We start from the raw sequence: 20,079 nt of genomic DNA, 5'->3' as shown, positions 1-20,079 counted from the left end.
CGAGATGAAAATAATGAAATTTTACGGTTTTTATTTATTAAGTGAGGAAAAAGCCTAAGATTCTGTTTCAATTTTCAGTTATTTGAATTGGCTTCCTTTATAAATCACTATATTTAAATTTAATTTGACTCATTAATGAAACCCACTCTCCTCTACATCCACGGCCTCGGCTCAGACCAGCATTCCAGAAAATTTATCAATCTAAAGGACTATTTTAAAGACCAAATCAATTACGATTTTGTTGAATGGAAAAACGACAGCAACATTTCCGAACTTCTCGATGAAGCCGAATTGAAATTAGAAAATATTGATAATCCAATCTTAGTAGGAGATTCTACCGGAGCAAATTTCGCTTATCAACTTCGTGAAAGAAGATCACAGAAGGACAAAAATTCAATTTTGATTTTAAGCAGTCCGCTACTGAATATTGACGAACGAGTTGCAGATTTTGAATTTCCTGGGACATTGATTCCTCAACTACAGAAATTTGATAATCCTGAAAATGCATTAATTATTGCTACTAAAAAAGATTCAGTTTTAAGTCAGAACTGGCTGTTTGAGAAAGCTTTAAACAATGTAAAATTATTTGAAGTGGATGATAATCACCGTTTGGAAAAATTCCATGAAAGCCTTGTTGAGATTGAGTCATACATTAGTTCTAAAAAATAAATTTTGGCTAAAGCCATTTAAATGTGCAATTGGAAAGCGGGCTAAAGGCCGTTCCTATTGAAATTTACAGCTATTATTCAATATAAACCTTGTCAAGATTACCATCACCTTGCAGATTAACCTTGACAAGGTTGCGCATCATACATTTTAAAACAAAAAAAGACAGACCCAAAAAGTCTGTCTTTAAAAAATATATCGTCGTATTTTTTTACTCTACATTCACTACCTTTTCAATTTCGGGAGCGTGTTGCTTGATGGTATTTTCTACCCCTAATTTCAAAGTTGAGAAATTAAGAGAGCAACCTGAACAGTTTCCCAGAAGTTTTACAAAAACGGTATTATCTTTCACATCCAAAAGCTCGATATCACCACCGTCTTTGTTCAAAAACGGACGAATGCTTTCAAGAGCTTCCATTACCTTGGTTACAGTTTGTTCGTGTGCTATATTTGTCTCCATATTTGAATTTGGTTTTTCAAAATTTAATTTGAAATCATTATTTATTTTTTTGGTGAGCAACCTGCCATTGTCGTGATTTTCACGGCTTCTGTAGGCGGTAGAAATTTGTTTCTTTCTACTAAGCTCTCTACCATTTTTCTTGCAGTTTCTGTATAAATTTCTGCAATTTTTGAATTTTCCTGAAGTGCTGCAGGTCTTCCCACATCTCCAGCCTCTCTGATGCTCTGGATCAGCGGAATTTCTCCCAACACAGGAATATTTAAATCATCTGCCAGATATTGCGCTCCCTGATTTCCAAAGATATAATATTTATTGTCAGGTAATTCTTCCGGCGTAAAATAAGCCATATTTTCTATCAGTCCAAGAACCGGAATGTTAATACTTTCCATATTGAACATCGCAATTCCTTTTCTCACATCCGCCAAAGCAACGTGTTGAGGCGTACTTACGATTACTGCTCCCGTTACCGGAACTTCCTGAATGATGGATAAATGAATATCACCAGTTCCAGGAGGAAGGTCGATTAGTAAGAAATCAAGTTCTCCCCAAGCTGCATCTCTGATCATTTGGTTCAACGCTTTTGAAGCCATTGGACCTCTCCAGACTACTGCCTGGTTGGCTCCTGAAAAATATCCGATGGAAAGCATTTTCACACCGTAATTTTCGATTGGTTTCATTAAGCTTTTTCCATTCACGTCAACAGAAATCGGCTTCTGCCCTTCTGTATCAAACATTGTAGGAACAGACGGTCCGTAAATATCGGCATCTAAAATCCCAACTTTAAAACCCATTTTTGCTAAAGTTACCGCAAGGTTCGCAGCAACTGTAGACTTACCAACACCTCCTTTTCCAGATGCGATGGCAATAATATTTTGAATTCCAGGGATTTGTTTTCCTTTGATCTGACTTAGCTGAACTTCACTTGGCTCAGGAGAAACTATTTTAAGTTTTAAATTAATTTCTTCTCCAAATTCACTTGCGAAAGCCTGTTTCATCGCTGCCTCAAGCTTCTTTTTTTCGTGCATTGCCGGTGAATGAGCGGTCATGTCGATGTACACATCGCTGCCCATAACCTGAAAGTTTGTTACCAAGTCATCTACTTCTATTTCTTTAAGGAAATCCTGAACTTTTTCTTTAGTCAACATAAAAATATAAATTGAGCACAAATTTACGGAAATTTTAGCTATTTAGAATCAATAAACGTGGTGATAGATAAATTCTTTTGTGAAGCCAAAATTTGTGTATTTTAGGGCGATTTAAATTTAATATCAATGAAGAAAATATTATTCGTTCTTTTAGGATTAATTGCTCATAATTCATTTTCACAAAATTATTCGCAATACGTTAATCCTTTTATCGGAACGGGCGGTCATGGCCATACTTTTCCAGGCGCGATCGTACCTTTTGGGATGGTTCAGCTTTCTCCCGACACCCGAATTGACGGAAGTTGGGACGGCTGCAGCGGCTATCACTATTCAGATTCGGTTATTTACGGTTTCTCGCATACGCATCTGAACGGAACAGGAGTTTCAGATTATGGTGATATTATGCTGATGCCGACAATGGGAACTCCGGGACTGACTCCGAAAGAATATTCATCCAAATTTTCTCATAAAAATGAAAAAGCAACAGCCGGATTTTATTCTGTTAAATTAGACAAACACAACATTGATGTCCGTTTAACCACGACAAAAAGAGTCGGATATCACGAATATAAATTCAATAAAGCAGGAAACGCCAACATTGTTTTAGATTTAAATCACAGAGATAAATTACTGGAAGGTGAAGTAAGAATTATCGACAGCAAAACGATTGAAGTTTTCAGGAGAAGTGAAGCTTGGGCAACCAATCAATATATTTATTCAAGAATTGAGTTTTCAAAACCGATGAAAATTTCAAAAAAGGAATTTAATGGTAAAAATGAAAACAATACATTCTCAGGAACCAAATTGGCTTTAGCTTTTACAACTGCGGTCAAGGGTGGTGAAAAGATCAGTATAAAAGTTTCAATTTCTCCAACAGGCTACGAAGGTGCGGGAAAAAATATGCTTGCTGAAGGAAAATCAAATGATTTTAATGAAATTCAAACTCAGGCGGTTGCAGACTGGAATAAAGAACTTTCAAAAATTGAAGTGAAGTCTGATGATAAAGATAAACTCACCGTTTTTTACACGGCAATATATCACGTTTTCACGCAGCCAAACATCAACATGGATGCTGACGGAAAATACCGTGGCAGAGACAATAAGTTCTATATGGCGAAAGACTTCGGGTACCATTCTGTTTTTTCACTTTGGGATACGTTCAGAGGCGCACATCCTCTGATGACTCTGATCGACAGAAAAAGAACGGCAGATTTCGTGAATACTTTCATCAAACAGCGTGAACAGGGCGGAAGAATTCCCGTTTGGGAACTCGCTTCGAATGAAACGGAATGTATGATCGGTTATCACGGTGTTTCTGTAATTGCAGACGCGATGGCAAAAGGAATTACAGGTTTTGATTATGAAAAAGCATTTGAAGCATCCAAAAATTCGGCAATGCAGGATATTTTTGGTTTAAGTGCTTACAAACAGAATAATTACATCAGCATTGATGATGAGCACGAAAGTGTTTCTAAAACTTTGGAATACGCCTACGACGACTGGTGTATCGCTCAGATGGCGAAAATTTTAAATAAAAAAGACGATTACGAATACTTCATGAAACGTTCTCAGAACTGGAAAAACCTTTACAATCCAAATAACGGTTTTATGCAAGCGAGAAAGAACGGAAACTGGTACGAACCGTTTGACCCAAGAGAAGTGAATAACAATTACACGGAAGGAAATTCGTGGCATTATTCTTACTTCGTTCCGCAGGATATTCCCGGATTGATTCAGGCGCATGGCGGAAAGGAGAAATTTGAACAGTTTATTGATGCCATTTTTGCTGCTCCGGACAAGACGACTGGAAGAGAACAGGTGGATATCACTGGTTTGATGGGACAATACGCTCAGGGAAATGAACCGAGCCATCACATCGCTTACCTTTATAATTTCGTCGACAAACCACAGAAAACGGAAGCGAAAATCAAATACATTCTTGATAATTTTTACAAAAATGCTCCTGATGGTCTGATTGGAAATGAAGATTGCGGACAGATGAGTGCGTGGTATATCCTGAGCACCATGGGAATCTATTCGGTAACTCCCGGAAAACCTGAATGGGAAACCGTAACGCCTTATTTTGATGAAATTAAACTTCACCTGGAAGACGGAACAACAAGAATTATTACGAAAAACACTCCTAAAAGTGAACTTAAAAAATTAGGTTTTGAAAATGTAAAAGTAACCAAAGACTTAAAATACACCGAACAAACTGCTTCGCCTGTTATCGCTGCAGACAGACTTTTTGATTTCACTACTCAGGTAAAAATCACACCTTTGAATGCGAAAGATAAAGTCTACTACATGACGATGGATGAAAATGATGCCAACGTAAGAAAGACTTTTAGAGTGTACAAAGAACCCTTCACCATTAACAAGACGACGCAGGTCTCTACTTATGCGGAAAGAAATGGCGAAAAAAGCGCAATCACGACAGCTCACTTCAACAAACGCCCGAATCATTGGGATGTGACAATTAATGCAACAGCAAACCCTCAGTACACAGCAGGTGGAAAACTCGCAATCATCGACGGAATCAACGGTGATGTAAACTGGCGCAAAGGCGAATGGCAGGGTTATCAGGGACAAACTGTGGAAGCAATTATTGATTTTAAATCTCCTCAGCAGATGAATCATATTTCCTCAACCTACTTACAGGACAGCCGTGCATGGATTTTAATGCCGAAAAAAGTAGAATATTACGCATCAATGGATGGAAAAACTTTTATTCTTCTGAAAACTCTCGAAAATAACATTGACGCGAAGGATGAAACCGTTCAGGTGAAAGATTTTGCGACAGACATTCTTCCAACTGAAGCACGTTATCTGAAAGTGAAAGCGTATCACTTCGGGAAACTTCCGGCATGGCATCAGGGTGCAGGTGGAGAAGCGTATGTTTTTGTGGATGAGATTTCTGTGAAATAGAAATTACGATTTAAATTTAAAATAATGAAACCTCTTTCGATTTGGAAGAGGTTTCTTGTTTTTTTTAAATCATGAGAATTGAATTCGAAAAAAAAGCCGAGTTTTTCATTCCGTAAGAATCTAAGCCGCATTATGACCTCATTCTGTTGAGATTCCTTCGGAATGACAAATAAATTGTAAATGATATTAATTCATCCTCTCCGACCAATTCAACTCATCCGGCAATTCCCGGTCAGAAAATTCAATATGAATCACTCTCCTTTTTTTGCCATTCGTCGTACGGTTAGATCCGTGAAGAAGCAGAGGTTTCATAATCATCACACCACCTTTTTCAACGTTACAGATATTTTCAGTTTCCACTTTCCAGTCGATGGTTTCGGGTCTGTAGATTCCTTTTGCATGGGAATTTGGAACTACTTTTAAAGCACCATTATTTTCGTCAGTGTCGTCTAAATGAATTCTTATGGTGAAAATATTTTCAAGAATATCTAACGGTGGCTGTACTGCAAACTGATTCTGTTTCGTTGTCCACGGTCCGAATTTTTCCATTTCGACCTTTTTATCAACAGAGATGGTTAAATCCTGATGATAGGCAACGTACCAGTTTGATTTTTCGGGTTTATCAAAGTAAATACTTTTGACTACAAAATAGTTTTCGCCAAAAATTTCTTTAATGATTATTTTTAAATTTTCATTAAAAATCAAATCTCTTACTTCAGGAATTTCCTTTAAAAACTGTCTGATTGCAAAAAGATCTTCTGATTTTCTGAAGGTTTCTTTTGAGGTGTCAATATTTTGAATAACTTCACTTATTTTTTCAATTTCTTCTGTAGAAAAAACATCGCTGATGACGGAAAATCCTTTATCACCAATTTGATTTTTATGATTTTGTAAGTTCATTTAATTATAGGTTTTTAATCTACTTTTAACGCAAAGTTCGCAAAGTTTTTTTGGTATTCTCAAAAATCCCCTTCATTTTCAAATCAAAATTTCCTCCTATTCAAAACACTAATTCTTAAATTGACAGGAATTTTACTCCGAAATATAATAAAATTTGATAATTAAGTTTTAATGACTACAACCCTAGCCCCGATTGTAATGGAAATCCTTTTTTGAAAAAAAAGATTGTAGCGGAAAGCGGGATTAAGCTCCTAAAATAAAATGGACAACAGTGACCTGTTTTAAAATTCACTGTTGACCCATTCACTAACTTTTATTAATTCACATTTTACATATCTCCCCCATGATTGTCCAGCTGTCCTTCCCATTTTGAAACGGCAGACGTCGCCAGAGCATTTCCTAAAACATTTGTCATACTTCTCGCCATATCACAGAAGTGGTCGATCGGTAAAATTAATGCAATTCCTTCCGGCGGAATTCCGAACATCGAACAGGTTGCGACGATGATCACCAATGACGCTCTCGGTACACCCGCAATTCCTTTTGACGTTAGCATCAGGACCAAAAGCATGGTGATCTGTTGCCCCACAGACATCTCAATTCCGTAAATCTGCGCAATAAAAATCGATGCAAACGTCATGTACATCATACTTCCATCCAAATTGAATGAATAACCTAACGGTAAAATAAATGATACGACTCTGTTGTTACATCCGAATCTCTCTAATTCTTCCACTAGTTTTGGGAAAACAGCTTCTGAACTTGTTGTAGAAAACGCGATTAATAATGGGGATTTTATTCTTCTTAATAATTCAAAAAGACGGTTTCCTAAAATGAAATAGCCTACCAATAAAAGTACCAGCCAAAGAACTGCTATGGCAAAGAAAAAGTCTCGGAGATAAATCGCATAGACCTTAAAAATCTCAAAACCATTGGTGGCAACGACGGCGGCAATCGCTCCCAAAACTCCAAGAGGTGCAAACCACATAATGTAACCGACCATTTTCAGGATTGCATGGGCAATGACGTCAAATAATTTGATGACAGGCTGTGCATATTCGTCGCCTAGATTGGCTAAAGCAACACCAAACATAATCGAGAAAACAACGATCTGAAGCACTTCATTTGTGGCGAAAGCTTCAAAAATACTTTTAGGAATAATATGTTTTACAAAGTCTTCCATCCAAAAACCTTTGCTGGATTTCAAAAGTTCATCAGCCGAAGCTGCGTCCTGAATAGGAAGTTTCGTTACATGACCAGGCTCTAACCAGTTCACTAAAACCAATCCGATAAAAAGAGAAACCAGAGAAGCGGAAATAAACCAAAGCATGGCTTTCGATCCTACTCTACCAATCATTTTAATGTCGCTCATTTTGGCAATTCCCACCACCAAAGTTGTGAAAACCAATGGCGCAATAATCATCTGAACCAAACGGATGAAAACTGTTCCGAGCAGTTTAATGTTATCAGAGAATGGTTTCGCACTTTCAGGATACTGTAGATGTACGAATCCGCCGATTACTACACCAACTATCAGTGCGACGATAATGGCTATAAATAATTTATTCTGTCCTTTCATATGTAGAGTTCAATGGTCACAAATATAACGGTTTTTCAATTGAACCTTAAATTTTTGTTAAAACTTGCATTTCGTAAAATTAAAATACAGATTGCGAAAGGATTAAGCCCAAATTGCCACATATTTATTAATTTTTTAGATAATTGGTATAGATTTTATTATTACATTTGAGTCTAATTAAAACATTAAATTAAATCAATTATGAAAAAAACAATCGCAATGTCTGCCTTAGCTTTGGCAGTATCGTTTGGATCCATTTCGTGTAAAAAGAAAGTTTCTGATGCTGAACTTCAGACATCAGCAACTACTATCGTTGCAGCTAATCCTGCGGCAACTGTAGAAATTAAAGAAGGTGTTGCGCACTTAGGCGGAACATTTGCTACACAGGCTGAAAAAGACGCAGCTATCAAATCTCTAAAAGAAATTAAAGGTGTAAAAGACGTACACGATATGGCAACTATTGCTCCTGCCGTAACTCAATCTGAGCCTGTAACAACTACTACAGCTGCAGATCCTATGGTTCAGCAAAAAGTAAAAGATGCGTTGAAAGACTTCCCATCTGTAAAAGTTGAAACAGTAAATGGTGAGTTAACACTTACAGGAACTGCATCTCCTGCACAGGCAAGAAAAATCAAAGAGTCTGTTGACGCTTTGAAAGTTGGAAAAGTAAACTTTAACTATACCGTAAAATAATTAGACATGAGCACTTTACAAGACAAATATTCTAGTGTTGTTTCTGCAGCTCAGTCTGCAGGAGTTTCAAATCTTCAGGTTCAGGAGCAGGACGGAATTCTTTATGTTTCTGGAAATGCCTCTAATACTGCAGCGAAAGATGCGGTTTGGAATGCTTTAGGAGCTATCGATTCTACCTATTCTGCTTCAGACATTAATATTGATGTACAGGTTGCAGGTTTAGCTGCGGGAGCGACTTTAACTATTGCTACTGAAGATTCTAATCTAAACATCAGACAGGAGCCTTCTACAGAAGCTGCTGTTGTAGGAAAAGCTTCAAAAGGTTCTTCTGTAACTTTAGTAGAGCAGACTTCTGACGATTGGTGGAAAGTAAAAACTGCTGACGGACAGGAAGGTTACGCATACTCAAGATATTTAAAAGCTTAAGTTAATATAAAACTCACGCTTTTTAGAAATATTTAACGTTTAACATCCCCTTTTGGGGATGTTTTTTTTATACTTTTGCGCATCAAAAATATTAAGATGAAAAAATTTCTACTGTTGCTGTTCATTGCATTCAACACATTATTATTCAATGCACAAAAGTTCAGCATCGATGGTAAAGTTTCTAATTTCGAAAAAAAGCCTGTAGAAAATGCCACTGTCTATCTTCTTAAACAAAAAGATTCGTCCATCATAAACTACACTGCTACCAATCGTGAAGGGAAATTTTCTTTAAAAACCAATGACATTCAGGAACCTGCAGTACTGAAAATTGATGCGGATAAACTGATTTCTTTTTCAAAAAACTATGAAACAATCAATACATCTTTTTCTTTGGGAGAAATTGAACTAGAGAAGAATACAGTTTTCAACATCGAAGAGGTTACACTTTCCGCTTCTCCTGTGAAAATCAAAAAAGATACGATCGAATTTAACGCCTCTGCCATAAAGGTTCGCCCCGACAGTAAAATTGAGGAACTTTTAAAAGAAATTCCCGGTGTGGAAATCAATAACGACGGAAAAATTACCGTTAACGGAAAAGAAGTTGACCAGATTATGATCAATGGAAAACCATTTTTCGATAAAGACGGAAAAATCGCCCTTCAAAATCTTCCGGCAGATATCATTAAAAACATTCAGTTTACAACTACTAAGACAAAAGAAGAAGAACTCAGCGGGAAAGCTGCCAAATCAAACAATACCACGATCAATTTTAATATCGATGAAAAGAAGAATAAAGGTCTGATCTCAAGACTGACCTTAGGATATGGTTCAGATAAAAGATACGAAGGGAGTGCACTTTTAAGTTATTTTAAAAATGACACTAAAATCAGCTTACTTGCATCATCAAATAACATCAACTCTCAAGGTTTTTCAAATGATGAAGTTTTCGACAGTATGGGACACGGCAGGAATTCCTGGATGATGCAGGGTGGAAGCGTTGTGACCGTAGGAAATAACATCTACTATACTCAGGGCGGTAACAACACCAAAGGAATTTTGAGATCTACTACTGTAGGCTTTAACTACAGCGACAAACTTGCTAAAGATGTAGATCTTAATACCTTCAGTCTAATGCATTCTGACAGCAATCTGGAAACGAGATCGAAGGTTTCGCGGACGACATTACTTCCGGACTATACGCTAAAAACCAATGCTGAAAGCAATGGTGAAAATGAAAACAGACAGTACAGTTTTGATACTTCAGCACAGATAAAAATTGACTCGATGACGAGCATTTATTTTTCACCCTCATTTTCCAGAACAGAAAGTTTTAATTTTAACAATTCAAAATCAAATACACTGCGAAATAATCTTTTGTTGAATGAGAGCGATTCTTACATAAGCACAGATTCCGAGAACAATTCTTTCACTCCCAATATTTATTTAAATAAAAAATTCAGAAAAAAAGGAAGATCCGTATATGCCAATTTAAATTCTAACATCTCCGAAGCAAAACAGGATCAAACTAATAAATCTGAGACTATATTTTATCAAACTTCGGAACCGAACGATATACGAAACCAGCTCGCAAAAAATAAAAATCAGACCAACAGTTATAGGTTCAGTGCAGGATATACAGAACCCATTTCAGATTCTGCCAATGTAAGTCTGAATTTAAATTATGAAAACAAATCCGACAGAAACCTTCGTGAAGTGAATGATTTTGATCAGAATACCGGACAGTACTCCAGCTATAACAATGATTTATCTAACCTGATGAACCAGAAAATCAACGAAATTTCACCTGAACTGGGATTCGAACTCAACAAAGACAAAATCAGTATTTGGGCCAATGCAGAACTTGAAATTACTGATATGAAGGTGAATTCGATTTATAACGGTCAGCGTTTTGATCTGCAGAAAAATTTCGTACTTCCCAATTATAGTATGAATCTTCAGTATCATTTTTCGAAAAATAAAAGACTGAGTTTCTTTCACAGTGCACAATATACAGTTCCAACAGCCAACCAGCTGACGCCGTATGTTGATTTTGTAAATCCTCTGATTGCCTACCAGGGAAATCCCAATCTTCAAAATTCGTGGAGTAACCGTTCTTACGTGTACTATAACAATTTTAATATGATCAAAAACATCAGTTACTACATTAATCTAAATTTTATTTATGGAAATAATGATGTCGTCAACTACTCGTATTTCGATGATTCAGGAAAACAGTTTGTAACCTATACCAATGTGAGCGGTAACAAAAACATCAATCTGGGCGGTGGTTTTTCTAAAACGTTTAAATGGAAAGAAAACAAACTTACACTCAACCCTAGATTTAATATGAGCTACAATTACAGCCGCGGATTTATTAATGCAGTGCAATATACCAGTGACTCGTACTCTTTCAATCCCGGATTTAATTTAACTTACGAAATCAAAGATAAAATTACCGTAAAACCCTCTTATACATTAGGATATAATTTTTCCGATTACACCAATTACGATATAGGAAGAGTTCAGACTGCTAACCAGATATTAAAACTTGAACTCACCAACTATATTTTCAAAACAAAACTGGTATTTGGCAATGATTTTGAATACAACACGACATCGAACATTGCACCTGGTTTCAAAAGAGATTTCTACTTCTGGAACACGAGTTTGGGATATTCATTTTTCAACAAACAGCTTACGGCAAAAGTAAAAGTGTATGATGTACTCAACCAAAACCAAAGTGTGAGAAGAACAATTACGCCAACCAATTTTGAAGACCGTGAAGATCTGATTTTAAGACGTTACGTAATGTTTTCACTCACAATGAAACTGAACAAGTTCGCGGGTAAAAAAACTGAAGCCAAATAACGACCAAACCAACCATTATATATGTGAAAATGATCAGAAGCAATTCTGGTCATTTTCTTTTTAAATAAATCGGAAGCATTTGTTTTTTATTAATAAATTAGCGACAAATTTAAAAAATGAAGATTCCTTTTTCTCTCATTCTGCTTTTTGTTTTCTGCTTTGGAAACTCACAGAATGTCACTCAACCTGATACTTTCGTCAAAGATAATTTCACCAAAAAAGAATTTTACATCACGATGCGTGACGGTATTAAACTTTTTACGATTGCTTACATTCCAAAAGATATTTCAAAAAAGCAAAAATACCCATTTCTGATGCAGAGAACCTGCTACAGTATTGCGCCTTACGGTGAAAATGAATACAGAACCAAGTTGGGCCCGAATCAGTATTTAATGAAAGACAAATACATTTTTGTGTTTCAAGACGTGCGTGGCAGATACATGAGTGAAGGAACTTTTACCAATATGACACCTCAGGTGGAGCGTAAAACCAAAAAAGATGTGGATGAAAGCACCGATACCTACGACACCATCGATTGGCTCGTTAAAAACATCAAGGACAATAACGGAAAAGTTGGGCAATACGGAACTTCATATCCGGGGTTTTACACTGCTGTAGGAACTTTAGCGCAGCATCCTGCATTGGTGGCCTCTTCTCCGCAAGCTCCAATTTCTGATTTCTGGAATGACGATTTTCTTCACAACGGGAAATTTATGTTGGGGTATTTCAGAACGTTTCCTGTTTTCGGAGTTCAGAAAACCAAGCCCGAACAGAAAGCATGGTATTCTGATTCTATGATTAAATCTACGTCTGAGGACGGTTTGAAATTCTACAGAGAAATGGGAACTTTGAAAGACGGTTATGAAAAATATTACAGAAACAACTTCTTCATGACCGAAATTATGAATCATCCGAACTACGATGAGTTTTGGCAGAAAAGAAGTCTTTTACCTCATCTGAAGAACGTAAATCATGCGGTAATGACTGTAGGTGGCTGGTTTGATGCTGAGGATCTTTCAGGACCTTTAAATATTTATAAAACAATTGAAAAGACAAGTCCGAAAGCTAAAAACACCATCGTCATGGGACCTTTCTCTCATGGAGCGTGGGCTTACGAGCAGGGAAAACATTTTCATAATCAGATTTATTTTGGAGACAGCATTGCAACATACTATCAGAAAAATATCGAGACTAAATTTTTTAACCATTATTTAAAAGGAAATACGAAAGAAGACGCCGGTTTGCCGGAAGCTCTGATGTACGATACCGGAGTGAAAGAATGGAAAGAATTTGCCCAATACCCTCCGAAAAATGCTCAGAAAGTTAATTTTTACTTAGCAAATAACACCTTAAAAAATACTTCCGGACAAGGTGCTTCGGAATATTACAGTGACCCCAGTAATCCTGTATTAAGTTCAGACAATCTGAAAGATTTTAATGGATTTACCCCACGAAATTATATGTCGGAAGACCAGAGATTCGCTGTCGGAAGACCAGATGTGCTGACTTTCACTACAGATGTTCTGACAGAAGATATGACGTTTGCCGGAGAAATTTCAGCAAAATTAAATATTGCTACAACGTCCTCCGATGCAGACTTTGCGGTCAAATTAATTGACGTTTATCCCGAAGATTTCAAACCTACGGAAAAGAAAGAAGGTGTGGTTTACGGAAATTACCATCAAATGGTCAGAAGTGAAATTATGCCTGCAAGATTCAGAAATTCTAGAGAAAAACCGGAAGCTTTGGTTGCCATTCAAAAGACGGCCGTGAATTTCAGATTGCAGGATGTGGTGCATACATTCAAGAAAGGGCACAAAATTCAGATTCAGATTTCTTCAACATGGTTTCCGCTTTTCTCGGTAAATCCGCAGAAGTTTTTAGACAATCCGAACATGGCAACGAAAGAAGATTACACGAAAGCTTTCATTAAAGTGTTTGAAGATTCTTCGATTGAAGTTAATGTTTTGAAATAAAAATTATAGCTGTTCGTTTTGAACAGCTTTTTTTATAGCTCTCACGGATTTAGCTGATGAAGCTGATTCTTCCTCTTAACTATCTGCTAAATTTGCTCAATCTGCGAGATAAAAATATACAGTTAGTTGTCTTAAAGGATCTAAGCGAAGTTAGAAACGTATGTTGAGATGCTTTCAGCATGACAAGAATACTGTACAGTTATGACTTATTCCTCAATCGTTCTGAAAGTCAGATTCACACGCGGAGTCTTCACTTTGGTAGTAGGCGGAAGTCTGTGAAGCCAGTTTTCCTGCGTGGCGCCTTTCATTACGAGTAAACTTCCGTCTTCGAGCATCAAATCGATCCTTTCCTTGGAGAATTTATGTTTGAATGAAAATTTACGCTCTGCTCCGAAAGTTAAAGAAGCAATGGCGCCGTGCTTTTTTAAATCCTTTTCGCCGTCGCTGTGATAGGCCATTCCTTCACTTCCGTCGTGATATAGATTCAGCAGACATGAATTATAGTTTTCGCCCGAAACTTCTTCACATCGCTGTTTTAAAGCTATTAATTCCGGAGTCCAAAGTTTTGCATATTTTGTTCTTTTGGAATAGGTGTATTCAAATTGTTTTTCGCCAAACCATGCGACTTTTCTTTTGGTATAAATCAGTTTTCCGAAAATCACTGCTTCGTCATTTTCCCAAGGGATTTGACTGAATAAATACTGATAATATTTTTCACATTCTTCACTGGAAAATACTCTGCCGTAATACTCCGTGATTCCGTCAATAGGAAGAATACTGATGGGGAAATTTGGTAAGTCGTCGAATAAATTCATCTTTAAATTTACTTTTAATATTAAACATAAAAAGCACAAATATTTTCTCAGACAGACACAAAAATCTATAAAAATCTGTGTGATCTGTGAGACAAAATTTCACTTTACAATCTATTTACCATCATAAACCATCGAACTTTCCCAACCAATCATCAGCTGCTTCCTGTCGCTTCCCCACATATAACCGCCAATCTTACCTGAAGACTGTATCACTCGGTGACACGGAATTAAAAATGCTACCGGATTACTTCCAATCGCAGTTCCGACAGCTCTTGAAGCTTTTGGATTACCAATTTCATTGGCTAAATTTCCATACGTCGATAATTTTCCCATTGGAATTTTAAGTAAACTTTCCCAGACTTTAAGCTGAAAATCGGTTCCTTTTAAATGTAATTTTATAGTACTAAGTTTCGTCCAGTCTTTATTAAAAATTGATAAAGCATTTCGCTGAAACTCATCCTGTTTTTCGTAAAAAGAGGCATTGGGAAATCTATTGACCAAATCCCTAAATGCCTTTTCACTGTTTTCTTCAAAGGCCATATAGCAGATTCCTTTTTCGGTAGAAGCGGTAATGATTTTTCCAAACGGACTTTCAGAAAAATTATAATTAATCTTCAGATTTTTGCCACCATTTTTGTATTCTGCGGGAGACATTCCTTCGATCTTCACAAACAAATCATGCAATCTGCTCGTGCTTGAAAGTCCGGTTTCCAGTGCAGCATCAAACAGCGTGGCTTTTTCTTCTTTCAGTAAACTTTTTGCATGTTCAAGACTGATAAACTGTAAAAACTTTTTCGGACTCGTGCCTGCCCAATCTGTAAATATTTTCTGAAAATGTGCCGGACTTAAATTTACTTTCTCAGCAACCTCATCCAGATTGGGCTGAAGCTTGAAATTGCTTTGAATAAAATCTATTGCTTTGGCAATTCTCTGATAATCTATTTCGTCTTGTGTCGACATTTTCATTCCGTTTTGTTTTACAAATGTCCAAAGAAAAACTGAAAGAAAAAATCCATTTCATGTGGAATTCAAAATCTATTTTGAAACAGTTTTATAATTAAAATATTGATTTAAGTTATGAATAATTTTGGAGACGGCTTAAAGTCGGAAGATGGATGCTTAAAGTTTTGCAGTAACAATTTAAATAACCTAAGTTTAAACTTGCCCGCCCATCATAATGCTTCCATGCAAATTTCCCTACCTTTGTACAAAATTCAAAACATGTCCTTAAAAGCTGTGCTGTTCGATATGGATGGCGTTATTGTAGATACAGAACCTTTGCACAGAAAAGCGTATTTCAAAACATTTAATCAACTGGGAATTGACGTTTCCGAAGAATTGTACACCTCTCTCACAGGCGCCTCTACGAAAAAAGTTTGCGATACTTTAATTGAGAAATTTGGTCTTTCTGAAACCTATGAAGAAATTGCTGCAATCAAAAGAGCGCACTTTAAAGATTACTTTTATAACGACTCAGAATTTGATTTAATTTCGGGAGTCCGAGAATTAATCCAACATTATTACGAAAACGGAATTACTTTAATTTTGGCTTCATCAGCTACGATGACCACGATCAATATGGTTTTCGATAAATTCGGACTGGAAAAATATTTCAGCGGAAAAATTAGCGGTGCTGATTTAAAAGAATCAAAACCTCATCCTGAAATTTTCATTAAAGCAGCAGAAATGGCGGGTGAAAATATAAAAAACTGTATGGTAATTGAAGATTCTACTAATGGAATTTTAGCGGCTCACCGAGCTGGCATTTTCTGCTCAGCTTATAAGAGTTATCATACCCATAATCAGAATTACAGTCTGGCAAATATGATTGTTTCGGATTATACTGAATTGGAAGTTGATAGGATGTCAAAATTCTTTTAAATACAAATGGCTCTCAGAAATCTGAGAGCCATTTGTTACAGGTTTTGGCTAAAGCCAATTGAATTTTTATTTGATGAAACGGGCTTCCTTTGACAAACTCATTTCTATTGATTAGAATGCCTCGTCCTTCGCTTCTCGCAATGACTTAGTAACCCAATATTTTTAAAATATCCTCAGGTTCCTGTCTTTCTCTAAAGATTTCATATTGGAATTCTCCATTTTCATCTTTCTGAATCAGAATATGTCTTGGTTGTGGCATTAGACAGTGATGTACACCACCGTAACCGCCAATTGTTTCCTGATATGCTCCTGTGTGAAAAAAACCAATGTACAAAGGTTTTGTATCGCTGAAAACAGGTAAGTAAATGGCGTTGGTGTGCTGTTCTGAATTGTAATAATCATCAGAATCACAAGTTAATCCGCCCAAGAAAACTCTTTCATAAGAATCTTCCCAACGGTTTAACGGAAGCATGATAAAGTGTCTTGAAATCGCCCAGGTATCGGGAAGTGTGGTCATGAAAGACGAATCGATCATATTCCACTTTTCTCTGTCGTTCTGACGTTTCTGAGAGATGATTTTATATAAATTCGCGCCGCTTTCCCCTACCGTGAAACTTCCGAATTCTGTATAAATATTGGGTTCTTCCACTCCTTCTTCCTCGCAGAATTTTTTAATCTGAGAAACGATTTCTTCCACCATATACTGGTAATCGTAGTCGAAATTTAAAGAAGTTTTAATTGGGAAACCACCACCAATATTCAATGAATTAACTTCGGGAGCAATTTTCTTTAAACGTGCATACACACGGAGACATTTGTACAATTCATTCCAGTAATACGCCGTGTCTTTGATTCCGGTGTTAATGAAAAAGTGAAGCATTTTCAGTCTTGCATTCGGGTGTTCTGCAATTTTCTGACTGTAATATGGGATAATGTCTTTGTACCCAATTCCTAATCTTGAGGTATAAAATTCAAATTTCGGTTCTTCCTCAGAAGCAATTCTGATTCCGATGTCGAAAGTGGTATCAATGCTTTCCGTTAACTTATCAAGCTCACGGTAATTATCTAAGATTGGCGTGATGTTCTCAAAACCACTGTTGATCATATCTGAAATTTTCGCCAGATAATCATCGGTTTTAAAACCGTTGCAGATCACTTCAATATCTTTGGTCACTTTACCTTCGTTGTAAAGCGATTTTACAATATCCATATCGTAAGCTGACGACGTTTCGATCGAAATATCATTCTTCAGAGCTTCTTCAATCACAAATTTGAAATGGCTGGATTTTGTACAGTAACAGTATCTGTAGTTTTTTTTGTAATCGATTTTCTCAAAAGCTTCCTTAAACCAGCCTTTTGCTTTCTGAATATTTTGAGAAATCTTCGGGAGGTAACTTACCTTAAGAGGCGTTCCAAACTTCTCAACAACTTCCATTAAAGGAATATCGTGAAAAGACAAATTGTTCTCAGAAACATTGAATTCTTCCGTTGGAAAATACAATGTCTGATCAATAAGTTCCGAGTATTTTATTTTCATTTTTTGACAAGTGAATTAAGAATGCAAAATTGCTAAAAAAGTTTGATTTTTTAGTTTTAAATTTTCTTAAAGTTTTCACAGATTTGAAATTACTGAAATCGTTATTTTCTATGTAAAAATCAGAGATAATTCCGACCCACAAACACGAGTACATCTCCTTTTTGATATTCAATTGAAACATGATCTTCAACGGCAAAATTTCTCGTCCCGATTCTTGTGGTAATATTCAGATTTTCATGGGTTAATGGCCAGTTCAGACCCGTAGTCGTAACACCTTCTGTGGTGGGAAATGGATACAATGAAATGAGTTTATTTTTCACATCTTCCAAAACAAAAGTTTTAGGAATAAAAAAATACTCTGAAAATTCATCATAGAATTTGATGTTTAAATTTTCTTTGAAGCTGTAAGCAACCGTCAGATTTCCCAGAAAATGATCCTGCTCTCCTCCACTTCCGCCAAAAACGTCGATATTTTTAAAACCTTTTTCCTCAATAATCTCTAGCGCTTTATGGAAATCGGTTTTTTCCTGATCCGGAGTGTAAATAAACTTATCTTCATAAACATTCTCATCTGCACCGGAATGAGAATCAAAATCACCTGAAATGAAATCTAACTTTTCCAAAGGAAAACCCGACTGTTTCAGATAGTGAAATGCGCCGTCTGTACACGCAATCAGATCATATTTTTCAGGATCGGGGAATGATTTCGGGGCATCACCATTGATGAACAACAAAACTTTCTTCATTTACTCTAATGTCTTTTTTATTAATTCTTCAACATTCTGCTCCGTCGTAATGATCCATTTCCCTACGTTTTTGCCAGGTCTTTTTTCTTCCACTTTTTTCACAAAACTCTTCGCGTCAATGAGGTCATCGGCATTGGGCTGTAATTCGATATATTTCCTGTACGTTTCAAGCATTCTGTCGACTTCATTATACGTTAAACCCTCCCTGTACAGCAGTTTTCTGTAAGATCTGCCGATGTAATAATTCACAGCAAAATATTGTGGAGAATTGGCATCAATCAAAGGATACGCTTTCTCAAAATATGAAATTGCTTTTCTGAAATCCGGAACTTTTTTACTGAAATAATTAATACCGCCATACCAAAGTGCCGCGGTAAATTCCGGTTGTTGAGCCAGGATTTCTTCAATTATTTTTCCAGCTTCATCATTTTTATCCTGATTAATGAGCGTCAAAGCCAGTTGCGATTTTAAGATCGGATTTTGGGGATTTTCTTTCAAACCTTTTCTGAAAATATTTTCGGCATCAGCAAATTTATTTTTCGAAATCAATTCATCACCCTCATCCAAATAAACCGTAATGTCCTGAGAAAAAACAGAGTAAGAAATCAGAAAAAAGAATAACAGAAATATTTTCTTCATCTTATCTTTCATTCGGATTCCAGTATTCTTCCGGCTCACTGTTGATTTTTGAAATGTATCTTGCCAAGACGAAAAGATAATCTGAAAGTCTGTTTAAATATTTAATCAGCTCAGGACGTACTTCCTCAGATTCATTTAAGAAAACCAATGAACGTTCTGCTCTCCTGCAAATCGTTCTTGCAGCATGTAAAAAAGTCGCTGATTTACCACCACCCGGAAGGATGAAAAATTGAAGCGGCTCTAATTTTTCTTCAAAAGCATCCATCCAGTTTTCGAGTTCTTCAATTTCGGTATCAGAAATAATTAATGGGAGTCGTGATTTTCCGTTCGCCAGCATCAGTTTGTCTACCGGAGTTGCGGCCTCAGAACCAACAGTAAATAAATCAAACTGAATTTTCTTCAACTGTTTTAAAACCTCTTCATCCGTAATATGACTTTTCGAAATCCCGATAAATGAATTGAGTTCATCAATATTTCCATAGCTGTCAACTCTTGCGCTGGCTTTCGAAACTCTAGTTCCGCCATACAAAGCGGTCTGGCCTTTATCTCCTGTCTTGGTGTATATTTTCATAGGTAAATTATCATTTTTTCTGAATGCCCAATTAATACGGCTTTTTTCACCTTACTAAAATAGTTTTTTTTACAAAAAGTAAAAAATGAAAACCCAAATGTTCTGAAAAAAACTGAATTCCTAGCCCTGATGTTCTATGTTAATCTGCAAATTCTTTAAGTTAAAATTTTAAGGTTTTCTGATAATCTGCCTGATAAGCTATTTTGTTTTTCACTACACCGAAACAGATCCTTAAAAGCTTGTTGCAAA

The 20,079-nt window shown here is 36.4% G+C and carries 17 protein-coding genes; 7 read left to right on the top strand and 10 right to left on the bottom strand.

The features are described 5' to 3' along the window. Positions 1–135: 135 nt before the first annotated feature. Entirely contained in the window at positions 136–669 is a 534-nt protein-coding gene (locus OMO38_RS05105) for an alpha/beta fold hydrolase (RefSeq protein ID WP_264749140.1), read from the top strand. A gap of 208 nt (positions 670–877) precedes the next feature. Here the strand turns inward: OMO38_RS05105 and OMO38_RS05100 are convergent, their stop codons facing one another. Together OMO38_RS05100 and OMO38_RS05095 are read right to left on the bottom strand one after the other, a co-directional pair. Further along, positions 878–1,126, bottom strand: a complete 249-nt coding sequence (locus OMO38_RS05100; RefSeq protein ID WP_052188000.1) for a NifU family protein — start codon at positions 1,124–1,126, stop codon at positions 878–880. 41 nt (positions 1,127–1,167) lie between these two features. Continuing rightward, a complete protein-coding gene (locus OMO38_RS05095; protein WP_047445419.1) occupies positions 1,168–2,271 on the bottom strand; it encodes an Mrp/NBP35 family ATP-binding protein in 1,104 nt (367 codons plus the stop codon). A gap of 126 nt (positions 2,272–2,397) precedes the next feature. Between OMO38_RS05095 and OMO38_RS05090 the strand changes: the two genes are divergently transcribed. Continuing rightward, positions 2,398–5,199 carry a GH92 family glycosyl hydrolase gene (locus tag OMO38_RS05090; protein ID WP_264749139.1) on the top strand — a complete coding sequence of 934 codons (2,802 nt, stop codon included), beginning with the start codon at positions 2,398–2,400 and terminating at the stop codon, positions 5,197–5,199. 186 nt (positions 5,200–5,385) lie between these two features. Here OMO38_RS05090 and OMO38_RS05085 read toward each other — a convergent pair whose 3' ends face one another. Together OMO38_RS05085 and OMO38_RS05080 are read right to left on the bottom strand one after the other, a co-directional pair. Further along, positions 5,386–6,099 carry a phytanoyl-CoA dioxygenase family protein gene (locus tag OMO38_RS05085; RefSeq protein WP_264749138.1) on the bottom strand — a complete coding sequence of 238 codons (714 nt, stop codon included), beginning with the start codon at positions 6,097–6,099 and terminating at the stop codon, positions 5,386–5,388. A gap of 328 nt (positions 6,100–6,427) precedes the next feature. Then, positions 6,428–7,678 carry a dicarboxylate/amino acid:cation symporter gene (locus OMO38_RS05080; protein WP_264749137.1) on the bottom strand — a complete coding sequence of 417 codons (1,251 nt, stop codon included), beginning with the start codon at positions 7,676–7,678 and terminating at the stop codon, positions 6,428–6,430. Positions 7,679–7,879: 201 nt separating this feature from the next. Between OMO38_RS05080 and OMO38_RS05075 the strand changes: the two genes are divergently transcribed. The 4 genes from OMO38_RS05075 to OMO38_RS05060 all read left to right on the top strand — a co-directional run bounded on the left by OMO38_RS05075 (position 7,880) and on the right by OMO38_RS05060 (position 13,641). Next, complete coding sequence (locus OMO38_RS05075) at positions 7,880–8,371, top strand: BON domain-containing protein (protein ID WP_264749136.1); 492 nt, start codon at positions 7,880–7,882, stop codon at positions 8,369–8,371. 6 nt (positions 8,372–8,377) lie between these two features. Next, the gene (locus tag OMO38_RS05070; protein WP_264749135.1) at positions 8,378–8,797 is read left to right on the top strand and encodes an SH3 domain-containing protein; all 420 of its coding nucleotides are present in this window, start codon (positions 8,378–8,380) and stop codon (positions 8,795–8,797) included. Between the two features lie 96 nt (positions 8,798–8,893). Further along, positions 8,894–11,665, top strand: a complete 2,772-nt coding sequence (locus OMO38_RS05065) for an outer membrane beta-barrel family protein (RefSeq protein ID WP_264749134.1) — start codon at positions 8,894–8,896, stop codon at positions 11,663–11,665. 116 nt (positions 11,666–11,781) lie between these two features. Further along, entirely contained in the window at positions 11,782–13,641 is a 1,860-nt protein-coding gene (locus OMO38_RS05060) for a CocE/NonD family hydrolase (protein WP_264749133.1), read from the top strand. A 206-nt stretch (positions 13,642–13,847) separates the two neighbouring features. Here OMO38_RS05060 and OMO38_RS05055 read toward each other — a convergent pair whose 3' ends face one another. Beyond that, on the bottom strand, positions 13,848–14,456 hold the full coding sequence (locus tag OMO38_RS05055; RefSeq protein WP_264749132.1) for an alpha-ketoglutarate-dependent dioxygenase AlkB family protein: 609 nt from the start codon (positions 14,454–14,456) through the stop codon (positions 13,848–13,850). Positions 14,457–14,567: 111 nt separating this feature from the next. Then, entirely contained in the window at positions 14,568–15,416 is an 849-nt protein-coding gene (locus tag OMO38_RS05050; protein ID WP_264749131.1) for a bifunctional helix-turn-helix domain-containing protein/methylated-DNA--[protein]-cysteine S-methyltransferase, read from the bottom strand. 261 nt (positions 15,417–15,677) lie between these two features. Here OMO38_RS05050 and OMO38_RS05045 point away from each other — a divergent pair, with 261 nt between their 5' ends. Next, positions 15,678–16,337, top strand: a complete 660-nt coding sequence (locus tag OMO38_RS05045; protein WP_264749130.1) for an HAD family hydrolase — start codon at positions 15,678–15,680, stop codon at positions 16,335–16,337. A gap of 145 nt (positions 16,338–16,482) precedes the next feature. On the opposite strand, the gene OMO38_RS05040 is transcribed toward OMO38_RS05045, so the two are convergent. The 4 genes from OMO38_RS05040 to OMO38_RS05025 form a co-directional block, all read right to left on the bottom strand. Further along, complete coding sequence (locus OMO38_RS05040) at positions 16,483–17,874, bottom strand: type III PLP-dependent enzyme domain-containing protein (RefSeq protein WP_047442472.1); 1,392 nt, start codon at positions 17,872–17,874, stop codon at positions 16,483–16,485. Between the two features lie 119 nt (positions 17,875–17,993). Next, positions 17,994–18,620, bottom strand: a complete 627-nt coding sequence (locus OMO38_RS05035) for a thiamine diphosphokinase (protein WP_264749129.1) — start codon at positions 18,618–18,620, stop codon at positions 17,994–17,996. After that, on the bottom strand, positions 18,621–19,259 hold the full coding sequence (locus OMO38_RS05030) for a tetratricopeptide repeat protein (RefSeq protein WP_264749128.1): 639 nt from the start codon (positions 19,257–19,259) through the stop codon (positions 18,621–18,623). It lies immediately after the preceding gene. Between the two features lies 1 nt (position 19,260). Next, positions 19,261–19,830, bottom strand: coding sequence for a cob(I)yrinic acid a,c-diamide adenosyltransferase (locus tag OMO38_RS05025; protein WP_264749127.1), 570 nt, complete (start codon positions 19,828–19,830; stop codon positions 19,261–19,263). Positions 19,831–20,079: the final 249 nt, after the last annotated feature.

It is taken from the genome of Chryseobacterium kimseyorum (genome assembly GCF_025971945.1).
GTDB lineage: Bacteria > Bacteroidota > Bacteroidia > Flavobacteriales > Weeksellaceae > Chryseobacterium > Chryseobacterium kimseyorum.
Note: the sequence above shows the minus strand (reverse complement) of the source record. Positions and strands in the feature narration are given on the sequence as shown.

What these genes read in the sequence shown, in the direction of transcription:
- OMO38_RS05105 (WP_264749140.1), top strand. Translation starts at nt 136, where the DNA reads ATGAAACCCACTCTCCTCTACATCCACGGCCTCGGCTCAGACCAGCAT.
- OMO38_RS05100 (WP_052188000.1), bottom strand. Translation starts at nt 1,126, where the DNA reads ATGGAGACAAATATAGCACACGAACAAACTGTAACCAAGGTAATGGAA.
- OMO38_RS05095 (WP_047445419.1), bottom strand. Translation starts at nt 2,271, where the DNA reads ATGTTGACTAAAGAAAAAGTTCAGGATTTCCTTAAAGAAATAGAAGTA.
- OMO38_RS05090 (WP_264749139.1), top strand. Translation starts at nt 2,398, where the DNA reads ATGAAGAAAATATTATTCGTTCTTTTAGGATTAATTGCTCATAATTCA.
- OMO38_RS05085 (WP_264749138.1), bottom strand. Translation starts at nt 6,099, where the DNA reads ATGAACTTACAAAATCATAAAAATCAAATTGGTGATAAAGGATTTTCC.
- OMO38_RS05080 (WP_264749137.1), bottom strand. Translation starts at nt 7,678, where the DNA reads ATGAAAGGACAGAATAAATTATTTATAGCCATTATCGTCGCACTGATA.
- OMO38_RS05075 (WP_264749136.1), top strand. Translation starts at nt 7,880, where the DNA reads ATGAAAAAAACAATCGCAATGTCTGCCTTAGCTTTGGCAGTATCGTTT.
- OMO38_RS05070 (WP_264749135.1), top strand. Translation starts at nt 8,378, where the DNA reads ATGAGCACTTTACAAGACAAATATTCTAGTGTTGTTTCTGCAGCTCAG.
- OMO38_RS05065 (WP_264749134.1), top strand. Translation starts at nt 8,894, where the DNA reads ATGAAAAAATTTCTACTGTTGCTGTTCATTGCATTCAACACATTATTA.
- OMO38_RS05060 (WP_264749133.1), top strand. Translation starts at nt 11,782, where the DNA reads ATGAAGATTCCTTTTTCTCTCATTCTGCTTTTTGTTTTCTGCTTTGGA.
- OMO38_RS05055 (WP_264749132.1), bottom strand. Translation starts at nt 14,456, where the DNA reads ATGAATTTATTCGACGACTTACCAAATTTCCCCATCAGTATTCTTCCT.
- OMO38_RS05050 (WP_264749131.1), bottom strand. Translation starts at nt 15,416, where the DNA reads ATGTCGACACAAGACGAAATAGATTATCAGAGAATTGCCAAAGCAATA.
- OMO38_RS05045 (WP_264749130.1), top strand. Translation starts at nt 15,678, where the DNA reads ATGTCCTTAAAAGCTGTGCTGTTCGATATGGATGGCGTTATTGTAGAT.
- OMO38_RS05040 (WP_047442472.1), bottom strand. Translation starts at nt 17,874, where the DNA reads ATGAAAATAAAATACTCGGAACTTATTGATCAGACATTGTATTTTCCA.
- OMO38_RS05035 (WP_264749129.1), bottom strand. Translation starts at nt 18,620, where the DNA reads ATGAAGAAAGTTTTGTTGTTCATCAATGGTGATGCCCCGAAATCATTC.
- OMO38_RS05030 (WP_264749128.1), bottom strand. Translation starts at nt 19,259, where the DNA reads ATGAAGAAAATATTTCTGTTATTCTTTTTTCTGATTTCTTACTCTGTT.
- OMO38_RS05025 (WP_264749127.1), bottom strand. Translation starts at nt 19,830, where the DNA reads ATGAAAATATACACCAAGACAGGAGATAAAGGCCAGACCGCTTTGTAT.